We start from the raw sequence: 19,182 nt of genomic DNA on the forward strand, positions 1-19,182 counted from the left end.
TTTATTTTTTTTGTTTATTTGTGCTTAAAAATGAAATTTATTTAGTTTTTATAGCTTGGAAATTACAATCTAGGCTATAATTACCCTCCTTAAATGATAACAAGAAACTTTCCAAAAACCAGAGCTAGAAGACTCAGAAAAAATTCTGTGATTAGAGATTTAATTTCAGAAACATCTTTAAATAATAAAAAACTAATTCAACCATTGTTTGTTTCTGACACAGTTAAAGGAGTGGAAGAAATTAGTTCGATGCCAAATCAATTTAGATTTGATCAGAATTCAGTTTTAAAAGAAATTGAAGAACTGAAAGGACTTGGTATAAACTCAATTGCTTTGTTTCCACATCTCAAGTCTATTGAAAAGGATAATGAGGGTTCTGAGGCACTAAATCCAGAAAATTTTTTATGCGACACACTCAAAAAAATAAAACAACATTTTCCTGATTTAGTTGTGATTGTTGACGTCGCATTAGATCCCTATACAACTTCAGGGCATGATGGAATTTTAAAAGACGGAAAAGTTGATAATGACCTCACTCTTGATGCGCTTTCTAAGATGTCAATTACACTCACTCATTCTGGAGCTGATATTCTTGCACCATCGGATATGATGGACGGTAGAATTGGATATATTAGAGATGAGTTAGAGAAGAATGATTTCAAAGATACTGTTATTCTTAGTTACGCCGTAAAATACGCCTCTAGTTATTACGGGCCATTCAGAGATGCAGTAGGCTCTAAGCAGAAAGAGGGGATATCAAAAAAAACCTATCAAATGGATTTTAGAAATTCAAAAGAAGCAAGAAAAGAAGTTGAATTAGACATACAAGAGGGTGCTGACATATTGATGGTTAAACCCGCACTTCCAAATTTAGATGTTATCAAAGTTGTTTCAGAGGAATACGATTTACCTGTATTTGCATATCAAGTGAGTGGAGAGTATTCAATGCTGATGAATGGTATTGACAAAAATTTATTCGACTCTAATGTAATACCTGAAACTCTAGTGAGTATATTTAGAGCTGGTAGTTCATCAGTATTAACATACTTCGCTAAGTGGATCGCAGAAAATAATGGCTAACGATATTAATAAAGATAATTTTTCCTCGGAGGTCTTGGAAAACGATAAATTAGTCCTAGTAGATTTTTGGGCTGAATGGTGTGGACCATGCAAACAAATTTCTCCAAGACTTGAAGAATTAGCTAATAAATACTCAGAAAATCTAACGGTATGTAAAGTAAATGTTGATGAGAATAGAGAATTAGCTATTGAATATAATATTAGAAGTATCCCTGCTTTGATTATTTTTAAGAGTGGTGAGATGGTTGATAGTCTAATTGGGGCAGTGAGTTTAGAAGAGTTGGAAGATCTTGTAACTAGAAATCTATAAAACTTTACAAAAAAATTTAAACTGTTATCTTATACGAATCTTCACATCTCAAATTCCAATTTTTAGAAAATGAATGCATTAGAATTAAAACAAAAAAACACTAAAGAACTGTTAGAAATTGCTGAAGGTCATGGTTTAAAGCACGTCTCCAGACAGAAAAAAGCAGACATAATTTTTAATATTCTTAAAACAATCTCTTCTGATGGGAAAGAGTTATTAGGAGGTGGAATCCTAGAAACCTTACCTGATGGGTTTGGTTTTTTGAGATCTCCTTGGGGCTCTTATCTTGCAGGGCCAGATGATGTTTATGTTTCACCAAGTCAAATAAGAAAATTTAACTTAAGAACAGGTGATTTTGTAGTAGGAAATATAAGACCACCAAGAGAGCAAGAAAGATATTTTGCCTTAGTACAGGTAGAGACAATTAATGATAATGAGCCTAAGAAAAGTCAAGAAAAAATAGCTTTTGAAAATTTAACTCCTTTGTTTCCAGACTCTAGACTAAAACTTGAAACTGGTTCAGGAAGTTCTGAAGATATTTCACCAAGAATAATTGATCTTGTAGCACCAATTGGAAAAGGGCAGAGAGGTTTGATTGTGTCTCCTCCTAAAGCTGGTAAGACATTACTTTTACAAAATCTTGCTCAGTCAATTATTAAAAATAGTCCTGATGTGCATGTGATAGTTTTACTTATTGATGAGAGGCCTGAAGAAGTTACAGATATGCAAAGGTCTGTAGATGCAGAAGTTGTAGCGAGCACTTTTGATGAATCTCCACAAAGACATGTTCAAGTTGCAGATCTTGTTATAGAGAAAGCAAAAAGACTTGTTGAGCATAAAAAAGATGTAGTGATTTTGCTCGACTCAATTACTAGACTTGGTCGTGCATACAACACAGTTCAGCCTGCTAGTGGAAAGATTTTAACAGGTGGTGTTGATTCAAACGCTTTAGAAAGACCAAAAAGATTTTACGGTGCAGCAAGAAATGTTGAAGAGGGAGGTAGCTTAACAATTTTAGCTACAGCTCTTGTTGAAACAGGTTCAAAAATGGATGAAGTTATTTATGAGGAATTTAAAGGCACAGGAAATATGGAAGTTCATTTAGAACGGAAAATTGCTGAAAGAAGAATCTTCCCTGCTATAAATATTCTTCGATCAGGTACAAGAAGAGAAGACCTATTAACAGAAGAAACAGAATTACAAAGAATGGTAGCTTTAAGAAAGGTCGTAAGCGATATGGAAGAAGTTGCTGCCACTGAATTTTTGATTTCTAAACTTAAAAACACAAAAACTAATGAAGAATTCTTTTCTTCAATGACAAAACCAAAAGCTAAATAATTTCTTTTATTTTTTTCTCTAAGTTATCAGAAAAATAATCTAACAATTTTATTTTGAATCCAAGTGACTCAACATAATTATTGATACGAGGCGATATACCTAAGAAGGTTTTTTGATGGGTGAAATTTATCTCCTTGAAATAAATTTCAGCAGAGAATTTACTTGGAAAAATAATAATATTTGCACTTTCAAAATCTTCTTTTAAATGCTCATAATTCTGGAATTTTTCTCTTTTATAACAACAAATTTGTTTTACATTTTTACCCATTTCTTCAAGCTCATTTTCAATTTGGTCTAACCCACCCTCTCCTTTAACAATTAAATAATCATCTCCTTTAGAATTCTCTTTTATTGTTTCCATCAATCCATCAGAGCCAGGGGAAGTTGGTATTTTTGCCACTAAATTGCTTTGAAGAAGAGTTGCTTCAGTGCCTTTACCCATAGCAAAAATTTGTTTATCTTGCAGTGAACTTAGATCTCTGAAATTTTCAACAGCTGGACTACTTTGAAAAATAATATTTTGAAAATTTTTATCTTCAAAGGAATATTCAATCGGAACTAACTTGAATAATGGAATATTTTTAATTGAATTCATTTCTACGAATTCAAAATTTCCTTTAGCTCTTGTATCAATTATGTTCATCTAATAATTTTTTTGCATTATTTCTATTAAACTCTTCAGTAGCAAGTTCAATTAATTTTTGAGGGTCTGAATGTGTTTTTTCTGCAGAAAAAAATTCATTTTTACCGAATACTTGAAAAGTTAGTTTATGCTCTCCATTCGCTATTCTGCCATTGCTTACTGACCTTACAGAAATTGCTGAATTGCAATCAGCATTAATATTCCTTAAAAAACTTTTATATATGTCCATACCTAGCTTATGTATTTTATATTTATCTTTATCAAAAAAATTGTTAAGCATTTTAGAAATATCTGTTCCTTTCAGGCACTGAAGACAAATTAAGCCTTGTGCGCTTGGAGTAAGAAAATCAAGATTGTAAGAATTAAGATTAAAACCAAGTCTAGTGCAGCCGGCATTTGCCAGAATGATACAGTCATACTCACCGGAATTAAGTTTCCAAATTCTAGTATCAATATTTCCATTTAAAGAAAAAATTTTTTCAGCGCCTAACAAAAATTTAGCTTGCATCTTTCGTCTTAAACTCGAGGTTCCAAGAATCATTTCTGAAGAAAATTTTTTTTTATTTTTATCTCTGAAAATAATCCTATCAGATGACCACGTAGAGATATCATCTGTGCTTTCTCTTAGATAAAAATAATCAAATTCTTTACTCTCTGTAGCTGGCAGATCTTTTGCAGAGTGTACAGCAATGTCGATATCTCCAGAGGAGATTTTTTCTTCGATATCTTGAACAAAATTCAATTTATCAAACTGCGTTCTACCTTTTGCACTCTCTTTATCTCCTTTAGTGACAATTTTTTCTGTTACATAATCTTCAATTCCAATTTCTTCCATTGAAATTTCAACTTGCTTTAAAGCTAAACTAGAACTTCTCGATCCAATCCTAATATTCATTTATTCACAGTAAATATTGATCCTAAAGCGTCACCAGTTTTTGATGTTTTAAGCATTTTTAAATTTTGATTTTTAAGCACTTTATCATGTGCTGATTGTTCCACATAAATTATTGTTCCTGATAGAGAAACTCTATCTATAACTTTACATAAAAAATCACCATAATAGTCCCTTGCATAAGGTGGATCAAAGAAAATAATGTTAAATCCTTTTTCTTTAAATCTTCTTACAAAATCTTCTGCTCTAGTTCTATGAAGCTTTGATTTATCTACAACATTTAAGGAAGAAATATTATCTTTTAAATTTTTATAGAGACTAGGGTTTTGTTCAATAAAAGTACAAGATTTTGCTCCATTAGAAATGGCCTCAATGCCTAAAGAACCTGAACCTGCAAAAAGATCTAAACATTCAGAATTTTCAATATTAGGTTTAAGCCATGAAAAAATTTTTTCTCTAAGTTTTTCTGGAGTGGGCTTTAGATTAGCGTTCTTCGATGTTTTGATTCTTCTACTACCTAGAGTGCCTGAGATGATTCTTAATTTACTGCTCATTTCGAGCAATTATTTTTACAGATAAAGGTATTGTCTTTTTCAGTTAAGTCATCAATGGATTTAAATACTCCACACTTTTGACACTCTTGCACTTCTGCAACCTTACTATTTTTTTTGGCATTAAGGATAAAATTCTGAACAAGGCGTTTTACAAGCATTCTTATAAGGAAATAAGCGATAGGTGCAATTACACCCACAACGATAAAATTCATATTAGTTTACTTCTTCAAGAGCTTTTACTTTGTCAGCGTAGTCTTTATAGCCAAGTTTTGTATAAGCCTCTCTCATTATTTTAAGAGCACGTTTTTTTTCTGAAGTATTGGGCATATTCTTGATAATATAGGTAGCTCTATTTAGTGCAGCAACATAAGCCCCTCTTTTCAAGTAATATTCAGCACTATCAAGTTCATTGCTAGCTATTAGATTCCTTAAAAAAACTAATCTTGATCTAGCTTCATCTACATAATCACTTTCAGGATATCTAATTAAGAATTCTGTAAGATCAGCAAAAGATTTTTTTGCACCCGTCACATCTCTTTTTGCTAGATTTAATGTTAAAAAATCACTAAATAGACCATCATCAGCATAGTATCCAGTCATTCCTTTCATAAAATAGGCATAATCTATATTTGTATTCCTAGGATAGAGACGAATGAATTTTTCAGCTGCTGCATAAGAGGCATCAAAATTGCCTGTCATGTAGTGTACATAAATTAAATCTGCTCTTGCTTGCTCAGCATAAACACCAAATGGATAAGATCTTTCGATTCTAAATAGGGCTTCAGCAGCACCAGTATAATTTCTGGAACTGATTCTACTTTGCGCAAGATTATAGAGACTCACTTCAGGTGTGTCTGCTTCTTCTTTCTTATCATTTGAGGAGCAGCCTCCAAGCCAGAGACCTGCCAAAATCAATAAAAGGTATTTATATCTCATTTAAAATTTTTTGCTTTAAACTAAAAAGTAATGATAACAAAAACTTTTAATATTGACGAAGCCAATATTAACAAGAGGCTTGATTCATTTCTTTCTGATATTTTGGACGATATTTCAAGAGGATTAGTTCAACAATTAATTGAACAAGGTAATGTATTGGTAAATGATCTTGAAGTTAAAAAAAATTATAAACTGCGGTTAAATGATCAAATTCAAGTCATTTTACAATTTCCAGAAGTTATTGAAGATGAGTCTCAAAACATTCCTTTAGATATAGTTTTCGAAAATGAAGATTTTTACATCATCAATAAACAAGCAGGGCTTACAGTTCATCCAGGAGCTGGCCAAAAAGATAACACTTTGCTAAATGGGCTTTTGCATTTAAATAAAAAAGCTTGTGAACTTTCAAGATGTGGCATAGTTCATAGATTGGACAAAGAGACAAGTGGTTTAATGGTTGTAGCAAAAAATCATAGTTCTCAAACAATACTTACCAATTTAATAAAAGACAGAGCTATTGAAAGAAAATATTATGCACTGGTCCACGGAAATGTAATTTCTGGCGGGACTATTGATGAGCCCATTGAAAGACATCCAAAAAATAGATTGATTTTTACTGTTGATCAGGAGGGAAAAGAATCAAAAACTCACTACCTTGTAAAAGAGAGGTATGAAAATTTTTCCCTACTTGATGTGAAATTAGAGACTGGCAGAACACATCAAATAAGAGTTCATCTAAAACACATCGGTTTTCCTATTGCAGGTGATAAGCAATATACAAAGATTTCTAACTGGAAGGGAAGTTCAGAAAAAGAACTTAATGTTATCAATTCTCTTAAAGGGCAATTTTTACATGCTTACAGCTTGGCCTTTTTATTTAAAAATGAGAGCTTTTCATTTTCTGCAGAATTGCCAGATTACCTTACAACAGTATTAAAAGACCTCTAAAAATGGAAGAAAAAATAATTAACTACAACGAATTAAAATTTGAGATTCTTAACGAAAAACCAAAAATTGTTATTGCCTTAAAAAGTAAAAAAATTTTTTCTAAAGTGAATGAAACTAATAAAAAGAAAATATTAAATAACTTATTCAGCCTAAATGGTTACAAAGATTTTAATCAAAATCATGGAACAAATATTTTTAATCACGATGAAAAGGGTCAAAAAAATTATGATGGTTTCTTCTTGGCTGAAAAGAAAAAAGCGATGGGGTTAAAAACAGCAGACTGCATACCACTTTTTCTATGGAATAAAAAAGTTGATAAAGTCTTCGGACTTCACTGCGGTTGGAAAGGAATTGTTAGTGGTATTATTGAGAAGGTCTTAAGTTCTGATAATGGCAAAGATCTAGCTTTTGCATTCTTGGGTCCACATGTCTCTCAAGCAAATTTTGAAGTTCAAAAGGATCTTATTTCTGCATTAGAAAGAGCAAACTTTGATACTTCCAAGGCTTTAGTTGAGAAAAAACAGGGTTTTTATCTGTCTTTGCGTGAATTATGTCGCCAAAAATTAGAGAATTTTTCAGTTGAAATTATTAACAAAGAATCAGAGTGTTCTTATGAAAAAAAAGATAAACTTTTCTCTTTCCGAAGAGCGAAAGCAAAAACTTCTAATAACATTACTTTTACTTGGTTATAAAGGTGTTAAAAACTTAAAAAAAAGCTTTATTTTTTTGTTTAAAAAACTACAATGGGGGTTTCCCCACAATGATGGGGTTGGTCTGATTGAGAAAAATTTAGTCACTCATATGTGGGTGCCCAAAAAAAAATCGCCACTTTTAGTGGCAAAACAGTTTATTTGAAGAGTTTGATCATGGCTCAGATTGAACGCTGGCGGCAGGCCTCATACATGCAAGTTGAACGAGAAAGTATCTTCGGATGCGAGTACAGTGGCGGACGGGTGAGTAATACATAGGAATCTACCCAATGGAGGGGGATAGCTCGAGGAAACTCGAATTAATACCGCATAATCTCCACGGAGTAAAGAGGGCTTCGGCTCTCGCCATCGGATGAGCCTATGCAAGATTAGCTTGTTGGTAAGGTAATGGCTTACCAAGGCTACGATCTTTAGCTGGTTTGAGAGGACGACCAGCCACATCGGGACTGAGACACGGCCCGGACTTCTACGGAAGGCAGCAGTAGGGAATATTGGACAATGAGCGAAAGCTTGATCCAGCCATGCCGCGTGTGCGATGAAGACCTTAGGGTTGTAAAGCACTTTAGGTTATGAGAAAAGATTTGGTATTAATACCACCAAATTTTGATGTTAATTTCAGAATAAGCACCGGCTAAATCCGTGCCAGCAGCCGCGGTAATACGGATGGTGCAAGCGTTAATCGGAATTACTGGGCGTAAAGCGCGCGTAGGTGGCCTATCAAGTTAGATGTGAAATCCCGGGGCTTAACCTCGGAACTGCATCTAAAACTGATAAGCTAGAGTACTAGAGAGGAAAGTAGAATTCTTAGTGTAGCGGTGGAATGCGTAGATATTAAGAGGAATACCAATGGCGAAGGCAACTTTCTGGATAGATACTGACACTGAGGTGCGAAAGCGTGGGGAGCAAACAGGATTAGATACCCTGGTAGTCCACGCCGTAAACGATGATAACTAGCCGTTGGAATTTTCAGTGGCGCAGCTAACGCAATAAGTTATCCGCCTGGGGAGTACGGCCGCAAGGCTAAAACTCAAATGAATTGACGGGGACCCGCACAAGCGGTGGAGCATGTGGTTTAATTCGATGCAACGCGAAAAACCTTACCTACACTTGACATACTTTGAATTTTTTAGAGATAAAAAAGTGCCTTCGGGAACGAAGATACAGGTGCTGCATGGCTGTCGTCAGCTCGTGTCGTGAGATGTTGGGTTAAGTCCTATAACGAGCGCAACCCTTACCCTTATTTGCCAGCGGTTCGGCCGGGAACTATAAGGGAACTGCCGGTAATAAGCCGGAGGAAGGTGGGGACGACGTCAAGTCATCATGGCCCTTACGTGTAGGGCTACACACGTGCTACAATGGGAGATACAGACGGTTGCGAAAGCGCGAGCTGGAGCTAATCTGAGAAAGTCTCTCGTAGTCCGAATTGCAGTCTGGAACTCGACTGCATGAAGCCGGAATCGCTAGTAATCGCGGATCAGCATGCCGCGGTGAATACGTTCTCGGGTCTTGTACACACCGCCCGTCACACCATGGGAGTGAATTGCACCAGAAGTAGATAGCTTAACCTTCGGGATGGCGTTTACCACGGTGTGGTCCATGACTGGGGTGAAGTCGTAACAAGGTAGCACTAGGGGAACCTGGGGCTGGATCACCTCCTTACGGAAGGGCGCCCACAAGGGTGACTAAATTTTCAGACGATCATAAGATCTATAAAAGAACAATTTGCGAAACTGCAATAAAATTATTTCAAAGAACAAAGAGTTAACTTTGAGGTTACTTATTCAAGTAATTAAGTGCTAAAGGCGGATGCCTTGGCATCTAGAGGCGATGAAGGACGTTGTAACTTGCGATAAGCCCCGGTGAGCCAGTACACAGGCTACGATCCGAGGATTTCCGAATGGGGAAACCCGACATTTATGTCACCACTTTTGTGGAGCAAACCCGGAGAACTGAAACATCTTAGTACCCGGAGGAAAAGAAATCAATTGAGATTCCGTTAGTAGTGGCGAGCGAAAGCGGACCAGCCCTTAAGCTAATTTTTGTCTAGTAGAATGTTATGGAAAGAACAGCCATAGTGGGTGATAGCCCCGTATACGAAAGGCATTAATTAGTGAAATCGAGTAGGTCGGAACACGTGAAATTTTGACTGAATATGGGAGGACCATCTTCCAAGGCTAAATACTCCTAGATGACCGATAGTGAACAAGTACCGTGAGGGAAAGGTGAAAAGTCCCCCTGTTAGGGGAGTGAAATAGTACCTGAAACCTTTAGCATACAATCAGTCAGAGCCCTTCGGGGTGATGGCGTACCTTTTGTATAATGGGTCAGCGACTTAATTTCAGTAGCAAGCTTAACGTTAGGTAGGCGTAGGGAAACCGAGTCTTAAATGGGCGATTTAGTTTCTGGAATTAGACCCGAAACCAAGCGATCTATCCATGGTCAGGTTGAAGTGTGAGTAACATCACATGGAGGACCGAACCCACTTATGTTGAAAAATGAGGGGATGAACTGTGGATAGGGGTGAAAGGCCAATCAAGCTTGGAGATAGCTGGTTCTCTTCGAAAACTATTTAGGTAGTGCCTCTTGTATTACCAATGGGGGTAGAGCACTGTTTCGGCTAGGGGGTCATCCCGACTTACCAAACCGATGCAAACTCCGAATACCATTGAGTATAAGCAAGGGAGACAGACAGCGGGTGATAACGTCCGTTGTCGAGAGGGAAACAACCCAGACCAACAGCTAAGGTCCCTAATCGTGGTTAAGTGGAAAACGATGTGAATAGACTTATACAGCTAGGAGGTTGGCTTAGAAGCAGCCATCCTTTAAAGAAAGCGTAATAGCTCACTAGTCTAGTTTGTCTGCGCGGAAGATTTAACGGGGCTAAATCACGAACCGAAGCTTTGGATCATCTTCGGATGATGGTAGAAGAGCGTTCTGTAAGCCTGTGAAGGTGAACCGAGAGGTTTGCTGGAGGTATCAGAAGTGCGAATGCTGACATGAGTAACGAATAAGGAGGTGAAAAACCTCCTCGCCGGAAGACTAAGGATTCCTGTCCAACGCTTTTCGTGGCAGGGTTAGTCGGCCCCTAAGGCGTACCCGAAAGGGGAAGTCGATGGGAAACAGGTTAATATTCCTGTACCAGTTGGAAGTGACGGATCTGGTAAATTGTATGCACTTATTGGATTGTGCATGCAGTGAACAGGTTCCAAGAAATAGCTCCAACATAGACCGTACCACAAACCGACACAGGTGGTCAGGTAGAGAATACCGAGGCGGATGAGATAACTCTGGTGAAGGAACTAGGCAAAATGTAACCGTAACTTCGGGAGAAGGTTAGCCAATTTTAAGGCAACTTTAAATTGGTCGAAGATACCAGGTGGCTGCGACTGTTTACTAAAAACACAGCACTCTGCTAACACGAAAGTGGACGTATAGGGTGTGACGCCTGCCCGGTGCCGGAAGGTTAAATGATGGGGTTAGCTTCGGCAAAGCTCTTGATTGAAGCCCCGGTAAACGGCGGCCGTAACTATAACGGTCCTAAGGTAGCGAAATTCCTTGTCGGGTAAGTTCCGACCTGCACGAATGGCGTAACGATGGCCACACTGTCTCCACCAGAGGCTCAGTGAAATTGAAATAGCTGTTAAGATGCAGTTTACCCGCAGCTAGACGGAAAGACCCCGTGCACCTTTACTACAGGTTCACACTGAATTTCGGTCATATTTGTGTAGGATAGGTGGGAGACTTTGAAACTATGACGCCAGTTGTAGTGGAGTCGTCCTTGAAATACCACCCTTGTAAGATTGACATTCTAACTTTGATTTAGTCAAGGACAGTGTGTGCTGGGTAGTTTGACTGGGGCGGTCTCCTCCTAAAGAGTAACGGAGGAGCACGAAGGTATCCTCAACACGGTCGGACATCGTGTGTAGAGTGCAAAAGCAAAAGGATGCTTGACTGCGAGATCGACGGATCGAGCAGGTAGGAAACTAGGTTTTAGTGATCCGGTGGTTCTGAATGGAAGGGCCATCGCTCAACGGATAAAAGGTACGCCGGGGATAACAGGCTGATAGCGCCCAAGAGTTCATATCGACGGCGCTGTTTGGCACCTCGATGTCGGCTCATCTCATCCTGGGGCTGGAGCAGGTCCCAAGGGTATGGCTGTTCGCCATTTAAAGAGGTACGCGAGCTGGGTTTAGAACGTCGTGAGACAGTTCGGTCCCTATCTGCTGTGGGCGTTGGAGATTTGAAGGAAGCTGCTTCTAGTACGAGAGGACCGAAGTGGACGAACCCCTGGTGGGCCGGTTGTTGCGCCAGTAGCATTGCCGGGTAGCTATGTTCGGAAAGGATAACCGCTGAAAGCATATAAGCGGGAAGCCTCACCTAAGATGAGATCTCCCTTGAGAGCCGTTGAAGACGACAACGTTGATAGGCTAGATGTGTAAGTCCTGTAAAGGATTCAGCTTACTAGTACTAATTGCTCGATCGGCTTGAATAAACCTCAAAGTAAATTCTTTTATTAAGTTTCGCAAATCACGGTTGCCCGATAACAATAGCTCACTGGAACCACCTAATCCATCTCGAACTTAGAAGTGAAACGGTGTAGCGCCAATGGTAGTGCGTAAGTGCGAGAGTAGGTATTATCGGGCTTTTTTTTGTTCTTTTTATTACTTGAATTCATCTCATTTTTCCTTTTTAATCAATAGTTCAACTTGGAGAAATTATGAGATATCTATTTACATTATTAATACTAAATTCTTTTATTCTGCTATCGCATACTAAAGATAGCTCACATGCTAGTGCCGAATGGCAAATTGAAGCCTATGGTTCTGCTGCACCTGATTTTATTGGCAATTACGCAACAATAATTGGTGGCAATGGAGAAGTTTTGCACGAAGGAAGTAACGGTTGGACTTGTCAGTCAGGTAACAACAGACCTTTTCCTAAAATGGGTTGGTCAAGTGCTCACGAAGCAATGCCATTATGCATGGATGAAAATGCTTTCAAATTTATGAATGGTAAACAGAGCGAAATGACAGCTGATGGTTGGGCTTGGATGCTGCATGGTGATGTTGGTGAAGATAACTCCAAACCAGGAGTACTCAATAAGAAAGATAGTGCACCTGGGCAATGGATTGAATCGGGGCCTCATATGATGTTAATGCCTAAAGATCCGGCAACTATTAAGAATATGTCATCAGATTTCACTACTGGTGCACCTTATGTGATGATGCCTAATACACCAATAGCACATTTAATGATTCCATTAACTGGCTATTATGTATATCAGCCAGAATCTAATCCAAAAAATTAATTTTTTTGATGGGGGAAAAACACAGCGATTTAATAAATAAATCTAGAGCTGCTTTTTTAAAATGGAGAGCTTTACCAGCTCCTGAGCGTGGCAATTACATCAGGTTGTTTGGAGAAGCTCTTCGAGAGCAAAAAAAAGAAGTTGCAAATCAAATAACATTTGAAGCAAAAAAAATTATTTCAGAATCTGAAGGTGAGGTTCAAGAAGTCATTGATATGTGTGACTTTGCTACTGGTTTAAGTAGGCAGCTCTATGGTCTCACCATGCCAAGTGAAAGACCTAATCATCGATTGCAGGAGATTTGGCAACCTTTAGGTATTGTTGGTTGTATTACAGCTTTCAATTTTCCTGTAGCTGTGTTCGGTTGGAATTTTTGTTTAGCTGCTGTTTGCGGCAATAGTATTATTTGGAAACCATCACCTCATAGTGAGGGATGTGCAGACTTAACAAAAAAAATATGGGATTCTGTCGCAGGTGAATATAAGGATTTGGTTTTAATCAAAAAAGGAGCAAATGAGGCTTCAGTAGAATTTGCTGAAGATGAAAATATTGCCCTACTTTCTGCCACTGGAAGTTGTGCTATGGGCAAGGCTATTGCGCCAATAGTTTCAGCCAGATTAGGAAGAAACTTACTCGAACTTGGTGGGAATAACGCAGCTATTATTTGTCCAACTGCAGATCTGGATTTGACAATTAAAGGTGTGACTTTTTCTGCAGCAGGTACAACTGGTCAAAGATGCACAACATTAAGAAGACTCTTCGTACATGAAGACATTTATGAGGAGGTAATAAACAAACTTATACCTTCGTTTGAGAGTTTAAAAATTGGAGATCCTTTTGATAGAAATATTCAGGTGGGACCTTTAATTTCTGAGCAAAGTTACGATGCTATGAAAAAAACATTAGATGCTTGTTCGAGTAAAGCAAAGAAAATACATGGTGGTCAAAAATTAGATATCGAGGGCGGCACATATGTGCAGCCGGCAATTGTTGAAGTTGACAGCCATATCGATGAAATGAAAGATGAGACCTTTGCGCCAATTCTTTTTGTAATGCCATTTAATAAATTAACTGATGCTATTGAATTGCAAAACTCTGTTAAGCAAGGTTTAAGCAGCTCTATCTTTACTAATGATTTTCGAGAGTCAGAACTTTTCCTTGGTCCTGAGGGATCAGATTGTGGTATTGCAAATGTGAATATTGGCACAAGCGGCGCAGAAATTGGTGGTGCTTTTGGAGGAGAAAAAGAAACTGGAGGCGGCCGTGAATCAGGTTCAGATGCATGGAAAGCTTATATGAGAAGAACAACTGCAACTCTTAACTACGGAACAGAATTGCCCCTTGCTCAAGGAGTAGAGTTTGGAGATAAAGGGAAAATCATGTATGAAGGCATGACATTTGTAAGGACAGAAAATGAATTAATCCCACAAGTAGCAATTCATAATCGTCAAAGAATTGAATGGATCGCAGAGGCTGGTGAAGATGGTAGAACTTATGAGGAAATAAATGCACCAAATTCTTACTACAGAAAATGTATTAAAAGGCGAACTTACCATGGCAATCATTCAAGTATTCTTCAGGACCTAAGGTATGATGTAGCAAGAGGTTGGATAAGATTAAAACATGAATAACGACAAGAAGTTTCAATTTTTCAAAGAGGAAATAGAAGCACTTTATAAGAATCAGGAGTTCCTCAACAAAAAATTAAACTTAATTGATAAAAAATTAAATCTCACAAGAAAACAACTAAATATTCTTGCTAAAGGCGCAGAAGCTGAAGATCAAATATAGATGTTTTTGGTTGGTATAACAGGAGGTATTGCTACAGGTAAAACCCTTGCTTGTGATTTTTTTAAAAAGAAAAAAATTGAGATAGTCGATGCTGATGAAATTTCTCGAAGCTTGCAAGAGGTAGGAGAGAAAGGTTATGAAGAGGTAGTAAAAGCCTTTGGTAAAGATATTCTAAAACCTAATAAAGAATTAGATAAAGCAAAACTAAGAAAGATAATTTTTTCTGATCAAAAAAAGAAGGAAAAACTAGAGGCCATAATGCATCCAATTATTGGTGAAAAGACTATAAAGGATGTAGCAAAAATTAAATCAAAATGGGGTATTTACTCTGCCCCAATTTGGGGAAAGTACGATAATTTTAATAGAACTCTTGTCATAGACGCTCCAGAAAATACTCAAATTGAAAGAATTGTTAAAAGAGATAAAGTTAGTGAGGAGGAAGCTAAAATAATTATAGATAAACAAATGTCTAGGCATGACAGAATATCTTATGCTACAGATTTTATTCTAAACGATTCAAGTATTGAGGATTTTGAACGTAAACTAGAGTTCTACTTTAATTTTTTTGAGAGTCAATTATGAATGAAAAGGTAAACATGAAATGTCCGCAGTGCAAAAATATTGTAGAAATCAGTTCAGAGTTCAAACCTTTTTGTTCGAAGACATGTAAAAATTTAGACTTTTTAAATTGGGCTAATGAAGAAAAATCTATACCTATGCCTGATGATTCCACCAGTGACTAATACCCGCAAAAGCCTCGACTATTGCATTAGACTCATTAATACCACCCAAGGGCACAATTGTGATTTGTGGATATTTATCCTTTAAAGCAAAAAAAGAATCCCAACCCATACCTTCAATACCATTCTTTCTTATAACAGGCGAGAGAAAGGCATATGAACAGCCAATATCAATTGCTTGAATAATATCTTGATCATTATGGCATGAAGCTCCAAGTACTAAATTCTTACTATTTTTGTATTCATAAATTTCTTTGGAGGTAAGATGATAGCCCTTCGCTTTGTATGAAAATTTATTTGGAGAATTAAGCAACAAAGGTACATTTTCTTTTTTACAAAATTTTTTGACCTCTAAAATAATTTCATCAAGCTGGCCTGTATCCTCTTTTATTCGAAGTATTAGAATTTTTTTATTAAATCTTTTTGTATTTAGTAATTTTTTTTTAAGAGTTGAAATTTTTTTAAATTCACCAGTAATCAAAAAAAAGGTTTCTGGATCTTTGATGAGGTCTCTAATATTTTCAGCCAAGGTTAAGTAGTATTTTTTCTAGCTTCGAATTCAGCTTGTGACATTTTTTGAATTTTTATATTAAAAAGTATTTTCACAGAATCATCTTTAAAAGATTCAATCATGCTATCAAAAAGTTCAAATGATTCTTTTTTAAATTCATTAATTGGGTTTCTCTGAGCATAAGCTCTTAGACCTATATTCCCCCTCAAAGAGTCAATATTTTGAAGATGTCTTTTCCAACAGGCATCTAAAACCTGAATCGAAACCTGTCGCTCCAATTCTTTTTTCTTTTCTTTAAGTGGCTCAAATTTATTTAAATATTCTTCTTTATAGAAATCGTTTAGCACATCCATAATTTCTGCGAAAGTTTGATTTTTATTAAATTCTTTTGGTTCTGGAGCACTCCCCAAAGACTGACTTAAGCTTTTTGTAAAGTCGTCAAAACTCCAATACTCATTTTGATCCTCAGGCAATGCTTTATCTGCAATTTTTTCTAGCAGATTATCAAGATATTCAAAAATAAGTTTTTCATTATCATTGTCTTCAAGAAAAAAGTTTCTGAGCTCATACACAGTTAATCTTTGATCATTTGATACATCATCGTATTCAAGAATTTGTTTTCTTATTTCGAAGTTACGATTTTCTATTTTCTTCTGCGCATTTGCTATCGCACCATTTAGAAGAGGATGCTCAATGCTTGAATCATCCATTCCTTCACTTAATCTTGAGAATAATTGCTTTCTATTTTCATCAATAAAAAGCCTAAGCACTGTATCATCAAGACTTAAAAAGAACTTTGAGTAACCTGGGTCACCTTGTCTTCCAGATCTTCCTCGCAGCTGATTGTCTATTCTTCTTGATTCATGGCGCTCTGTTCCAATAACATGCAAACCCCCGGCATCAATCACTTTTTGATGGTTTTGATTCCATTCTTTATCGTCTTCTTTTTTTCCACCCAAAACAATATCAGTTCCACGCCCAGCCATGTTGGTAGCAATGGTAATAGCACCTGGTCTTCCAGCCTCCTCAATAATCATTGCCTCTTTCTCGTGATATTTTGCATTTAGAACCTGATGTTTAATGCCAGCTTTTTTCAGAATAGAAGAAACCTTCTCTGAACTTTCAATTGAAGCCGTTCCCACTAAAATAGGGGCTTCTTTTTTATTTATTTCCTTAATTTCTGTAAGTAATGCGCTGTATTTATCCTCTTCATTTACGTAGACGACATCATTAACATCCTCTCTTACCATTGTTTGGTTTGTAGGAATGACAACAACACTCATATTATAAATTTGCTTAAACTCAGCTGCTTCGGTGTCTGCAGTGCCTGTCATACCTGAGATTTGATCAAATAATCTAAAGTAATTTTGGAATGTAGTTGAAGCAAGAGTCTGCGTTTCTTGTTGAATGGGTACTTTCTCTTTACATTCTAATGCTTGATGAACACCTTCCGAAATTCTTCTGCCAGGCAACTTTCTTCCAGTATTATCATCGATTAAAACAACTTTATTCCCCTCTTTTACATAATGAACATCTTTTTCAAAAAGATAATTAGCTTTTAAAGTAGCTTGAATGTATTTAAGGAATTTCAAATTATTAGTTGTGTAGAGACTTTCATCTTCCTTAATCATATTTCTGTTGACTAAAAAATTTTCAACTTTTTCAAACCCATTTTCTGTAAGTTCCACTGAGCGACCTTTTTCATCTATCAGAAAATCTCCCTTTTCTTCTTCAGATAAAGGTTCTTCATCAGTACCTTCCCTCAATTGCTGTTTTAAATTTGGAATCAATTTAAGGAAAACAGGGTAAGCAGATGCATCATCATCAGTGGCTCCAGAAATAATCAAAGGAGTTCTTGCCTCATCAATCAAGATTGAGTCTACTTCATCGATAATGGCAAAATTTAAATCTGCTTGTGATTTTTGATTTCTAAATAAGACCATGTTGTCTCTAAGATAATCAAATCCTAACTCACTGCTAGTGCAGTAAATAATATTTGATTCGTAGCTAGATTTTTTTTCTTCAAAACTTTGAGTAGAAGTAAGCGCTGAGACTTTAAGTCCGAAGTACTCATATATTGGAGCCATCCAGGCTGCATCACGTTCAGCCAAGTAGTCATTTACCGTCACGACATAAACTTTTTTTCCATTTAAAGCGTTTAATACTGCAGGCAATGTTGCAACAAGTGTCTTTCCTTCACCTGTTTTCATTTCAGCGATATTTCCATCTTTTAAAACTAGACCTCCTATCATCTGACAGTCAAAATGTCTTAATCCTAGTGTTCTTACCGAAGCTTCACGCACAGATGCAAAAATATGAGAAAATTTTTCTTCATCTGGCTTTTCATCAAAATGAAGTTCTTTAAAAAAATTTTCATCCTTTGATGACATTTCTTCTTCTAAAGCGTTTATTTTATTTACAATTTTGGTGTATTCAGAGATTCTCCTTTGATTGGCTGAAGGAAAAATTTTTCTAAGGATATCTAGCATTAGATAGCTTCTTCAATAAGAGGCTTAAGATAGTTTATAGGCGCATCTTTTATTTCATCGATTTCAATAATTTTGTATGCGTTCTCGCTCTCAATCTTTCTTAATAATTGATTGTTTAATGCATGCCCGGTTTTAAAACCAAAAAATTCACCTATTAAATTATGTCCAAGTAAATAAAGATCACCAATAGCGTCAAGAATCTTATGTTTAACAAATTCATCAGCAAATCTGAGTCCACCCTCATTTAAAACATCTTCATCACCTATTCCAATAGCATTATTTAAATTAGCTCCAAGTGCTAAGTTCATCTTTTTAAGTTTCTCTAAGTCATCCATTAAGCCAAAAGTTCGTGCTCTGCTTACTTCTCTTATAAAAGAAGTTTGTGAAAAGTCTATTGAGGCACTATGGGGATATTTGTTATAAACGGGATGATCAAATTCAAGAGTAAAAGTTACTCTAAAACCATCATATGGTTTAATCCTAGCCACAGCATCATCTCTTTGAACTTGAACAGACTTTGTTACATACACAAATTTTTTCACTGCATTTTGTTCAACAATACCAGCTGTCTGGATTAGGAAAACAAATTGAGTTGAGCTGCCATCCATAATTGGAATTTCAGGCCCATCGCAATCAATAATGCAGTTATCAACGCCAGTGCCTGCTAATGCAGAAAGTAAATGCTCAATAGTTGAGATTTTATAATCTCCATAGACAAGCGTAGTTGAAAGAGTTGTCTCTCCAACGTTTTTAGCAGTGGCTGGAATATCGACAACTTTATCTCCATCAATTCTTCTAAAAAGTATTCCAGTATTTGGCTCAGCGGGATGAAAAGTTAGTTTAACTTTTTTGCCGGTGTGCAAACCTACTCCTGAGCAAGTAATTTTATTTTTTATTGTTCTTTGTGAGAGCATTTGGCTATTTTAGTTTAT

18 protein-coding genes and 3 rRNA genes are annotated in these 19,182 nt (G+C 36.5%); 13 read left to right on the plus strand and 8 right to left on the minus strand.

The window, feature by feature from the left end; genetic code table 11:
* The first annotated feature begins 93 nt into the window (after window positions 1-93).
* The 3 genes from hemB (at window position 94) to rho (ending at window position 2,728) form a co-directional block, all read left to right on the plus strand.
* Window positions 94-1,080, plus strand: coding sequence for a porphobilinogen synthase (gene hemB / locus M9B42_00575; protein URQ64353.1), 987 nt, complete (start codon window positions 94-96; stop codon window positions 1,078-1,080).
* Window positions 1,073-1,390 (plus strand): thioredoxin, encoded by a 318-nt coding sequence (gene trxA / locus M9B42_00580; protein ID URQ64354.1) that lies wholly within the window; start codon window positions 1,073-1,075, stop codon window positions 1,388-1,390. The genes hemB and trxA overlap by 8 nt, the downstream gene beginning before the upstream one ends.
* A 69-nt stretch (window positions 1,391-1,459) precedes the next feature.
* Window positions 1,460-2,728, plus strand: coding sequence for a transcription termination factor Rho (gene rho / locus M9B42_00585; protein URQ64355.1), 1,269 nt, complete (start codon window positions 1,460-1,462; stop codon window positions 2,726-2,728).
* On the opposite strand, the gene M9B42_00590 is transcribed toward rho, so the two are convergent.
* Genes M9B42_00590 through M9B42_00610 form a run of 5 tightly spaced genes read right to left on the minus strand, consistent with a single transcriptional unit; the run spans window position 2,721 to window position 5,753 of the window.
* Entirely contained in the window at window positions 2,721-3,371 is a 651-nt protein-coding gene (locus M9B42_00590; protein URQ64356.1) for a uroporphyrinogen-III synthase, read from the minus strand. The genes rho and M9B42_00590 overlap by 8 nt on opposite strands.
* Window positions 3,358-4,266 (minus strand): hypothetical protein, encoded by a 909-nt coding sequence (locus M9B42_00595; GenBank protein URQ64357.1) that lies wholly within the window; start codon window positions 4,264-4,266, stop codon window positions 3,358-3,360. Before M9B42_00595 ends, M9B42_00590 begins: the two co-directional genes overlap by 14 nt.
* A complete protein-coding gene (rsmD, locus tag M9B42_00600) occupies window positions 4,263-4,817 on the minus strand; it encodes a 16S rRNA (guanine(966)-N(2))-methyltransferase RsmD (protein URQ64358.1) in 555 nt (184 codons plus the stop codon). Before rsmD ends, M9B42_00595 begins: the two co-directional genes overlap by 4 nt.
* The gene (locus M9B42_00605) at window positions 4,814-5,029 is read right to left on the minus strand and encodes a hypothetical protein (protein URQ64359.1); all 216 of its coding nucleotides are present in this window, start codon (window positions 5,027-5,029) and stop codon (window positions 4,814-4,816) included. Before M9B42_00605 ends, rsmD begins: the two co-directional genes overlap by 4 nt.
* A 1-nt stretch (window position 5,030) precedes the next feature.
* Window positions 5,031-5,753 carry an outer membrane protein assembly factor BamD gene (locus M9B42_00610; protein ID URQ64360.1) on the minus strand — a complete coding sequence of 241 codons (723 nt, stop codon included), beginning with the start codon at window positions 5,751-5,753 and terminating at the stop codon, window positions 5,031-5,033.
* Window positions 5,754-5,783: 30 nt separating this feature from the next.
* Here M9B42_00610 and M9B42_00615 point away from each other — a divergent pair, with 30 nt between their 5' ends.
* The 10 genes from M9B42_00615 to yacG all read left to right on the plus strand — a co-directional run bounded on the left by M9B42_00615 (window position 5,784) and on the right by yacG (window position 15,253).
* A complete protein-coding gene (locus M9B42_00615; GenBank protein ID URQ64361.1) occupies window positions 5,784-6,701 on the plus strand; it encodes an RluA family pseudouridine synthase in 918 nt (305 codons plus the stop codon).
* Window positions 6,702-6,703: 2 nt separating this feature from the next.
* Complete coding sequence (locus tag M9B42_00620; GenBank protein URQ64362.1) at window positions 6,704-7,393, plus strand: polyphenol oxidase family protein; 690 nt, start codon at window positions 6,704-6,706, stop codon at window positions 7,391-7,393.
* Between the two features lie 156 nt (window positions 7,394-7,549).
* Window positions 7,550-9,070 (plus strand): 16S ribosomal RNA (locus tag M9B42_00625).
* Window positions 9,071-9,190: 120 nt separating this feature from the next.
* A 23S ribosomal RNA gene (locus M9B42_00630) occupies window positions 9,191-11,903 on the plus strand.
* Between the two features lie 44 nt (window positions 11,904-11,947).
* Window positions 11,948-12,054, plus strand: a 5S ribosomal RNA gene (rrf, locus tag M9B42_00635).
* Together the 16S, 23S and 5S rRNA genes form the textbook arrangement of a ribosomal RNA operon.
* Window positions 12,055-12,128: 74 nt before the next feature.
* Complete coding sequence (locus M9B42_00640) at window positions 12,129-12,719, plus strand: hypothetical protein (GenBank protein URQ64363.1); 591 nt, start codon at window positions 12,129-12,131, stop codon at window positions 12,717-12,719.
* Window positions 12,720-12,727: 8 nt separating this feature from the next.
* On the plus strand, window positions 12,728-14,350 hold the full coding sequence (locus M9B42_00645; protein URQ64364.1) for an aldehyde dehydrogenase family protein: 1,623 nt from the start codon (window positions 12,728-12,730) through the stop codon (window positions 14,348-14,350).
* Window positions 14,343-14,510 carry a hypothetical protein gene (locus M9B42_00650; GenBank protein URQ64365.1) on the plus strand — a complete coding sequence of 56 codons (168 nt, stop codon included), beginning with the start codon at window positions 14,343-14,345 and terminating at the stop codon, window positions 14,508-14,510. The genes M9B42_00645 and M9B42_00650 overlap by 8 nt, the downstream gene beginning before the upstream one ends.
* A 6-nt stretch (window positions 14,511-14,516) precedes the next feature.
* Window positions 14,517-15,092, plus strand: coding sequence for a dephospho-CoA kinase (coaE, locus tag M9B42_00655; GenBank protein URQ64366.1), 576 nt, complete (start codon window positions 14,517-14,519; stop codon window positions 15,090-15,092).
* Complete coding sequence (gene yacG, locus M9B42_00660) at window positions 15,089-15,253, plus strand: DNA gyrase inhibitor YacG (protein URQ64367.1); 165 nt, start codon at window positions 15,089-15,091, stop codon at window positions 15,251-15,253. The genes coaE and yacG overlap by 4 nt, the downstream gene beginning before the upstream one ends.
* Here the strand turns inward: yacG and M9B42_00665 are convergent.
* From M9B42_00665 to lpxC, 3 genes are read right to left on the minus strand one after another with little or no spacing between them, the layout of a single operon-like run.
* Window positions 15,225-15,779 (minus strand): thiamine phosphate synthase, encoded by a 555-nt coding sequence (locus tag M9B42_00665; protein ID URQ64368.1) that lies wholly within the window; start codon window positions 15,777-15,779, stop codon window positions 15,225-15,227. The two genes, yacG and M9B42_00665, sit on opposite strands and share 29 nt — an antisense overlap.
* 2 nt (window positions 15,780-15,781) lie before the next feature.
* The gene (gene secA / locus M9B42_00670; GenBank protein ID URQ64369.1) at window positions 15,782-18,250 is read right to left on the minus strand and encodes a preprotein translocase subunit SecA; all 2,469 of its coding nucleotides are present in this window, start codon (window positions 18,248-18,250) and stop codon (window positions 15,782-15,784) included.
* Window positions 18,250-19,164, minus strand: a complete 915-nt coding sequence (gene lpxC / locus M9B42_00675; GenBank protein ID URQ64370.1) for a UDP-3-O-acyl-N-acetylglucosamine deacetylase — start codon at window positions 19,162-19,164, stop codon at window positions 18,250-18,252. The genes secA and lpxC overlap by 1 nt, the downstream gene beginning before the upstream one ends.
* Window positions 19,165-19,182: the final 18 nt, after the last annotated feature.

The organism is SAR86 cluster bacterium (assembly GCA_023703535.1).
Taxonomy (GTDB): domain Bacteria; phylum Pseudomonadota; class Gammaproteobacteria; order Magnimaribacterales; family TMED112; genus TMED112.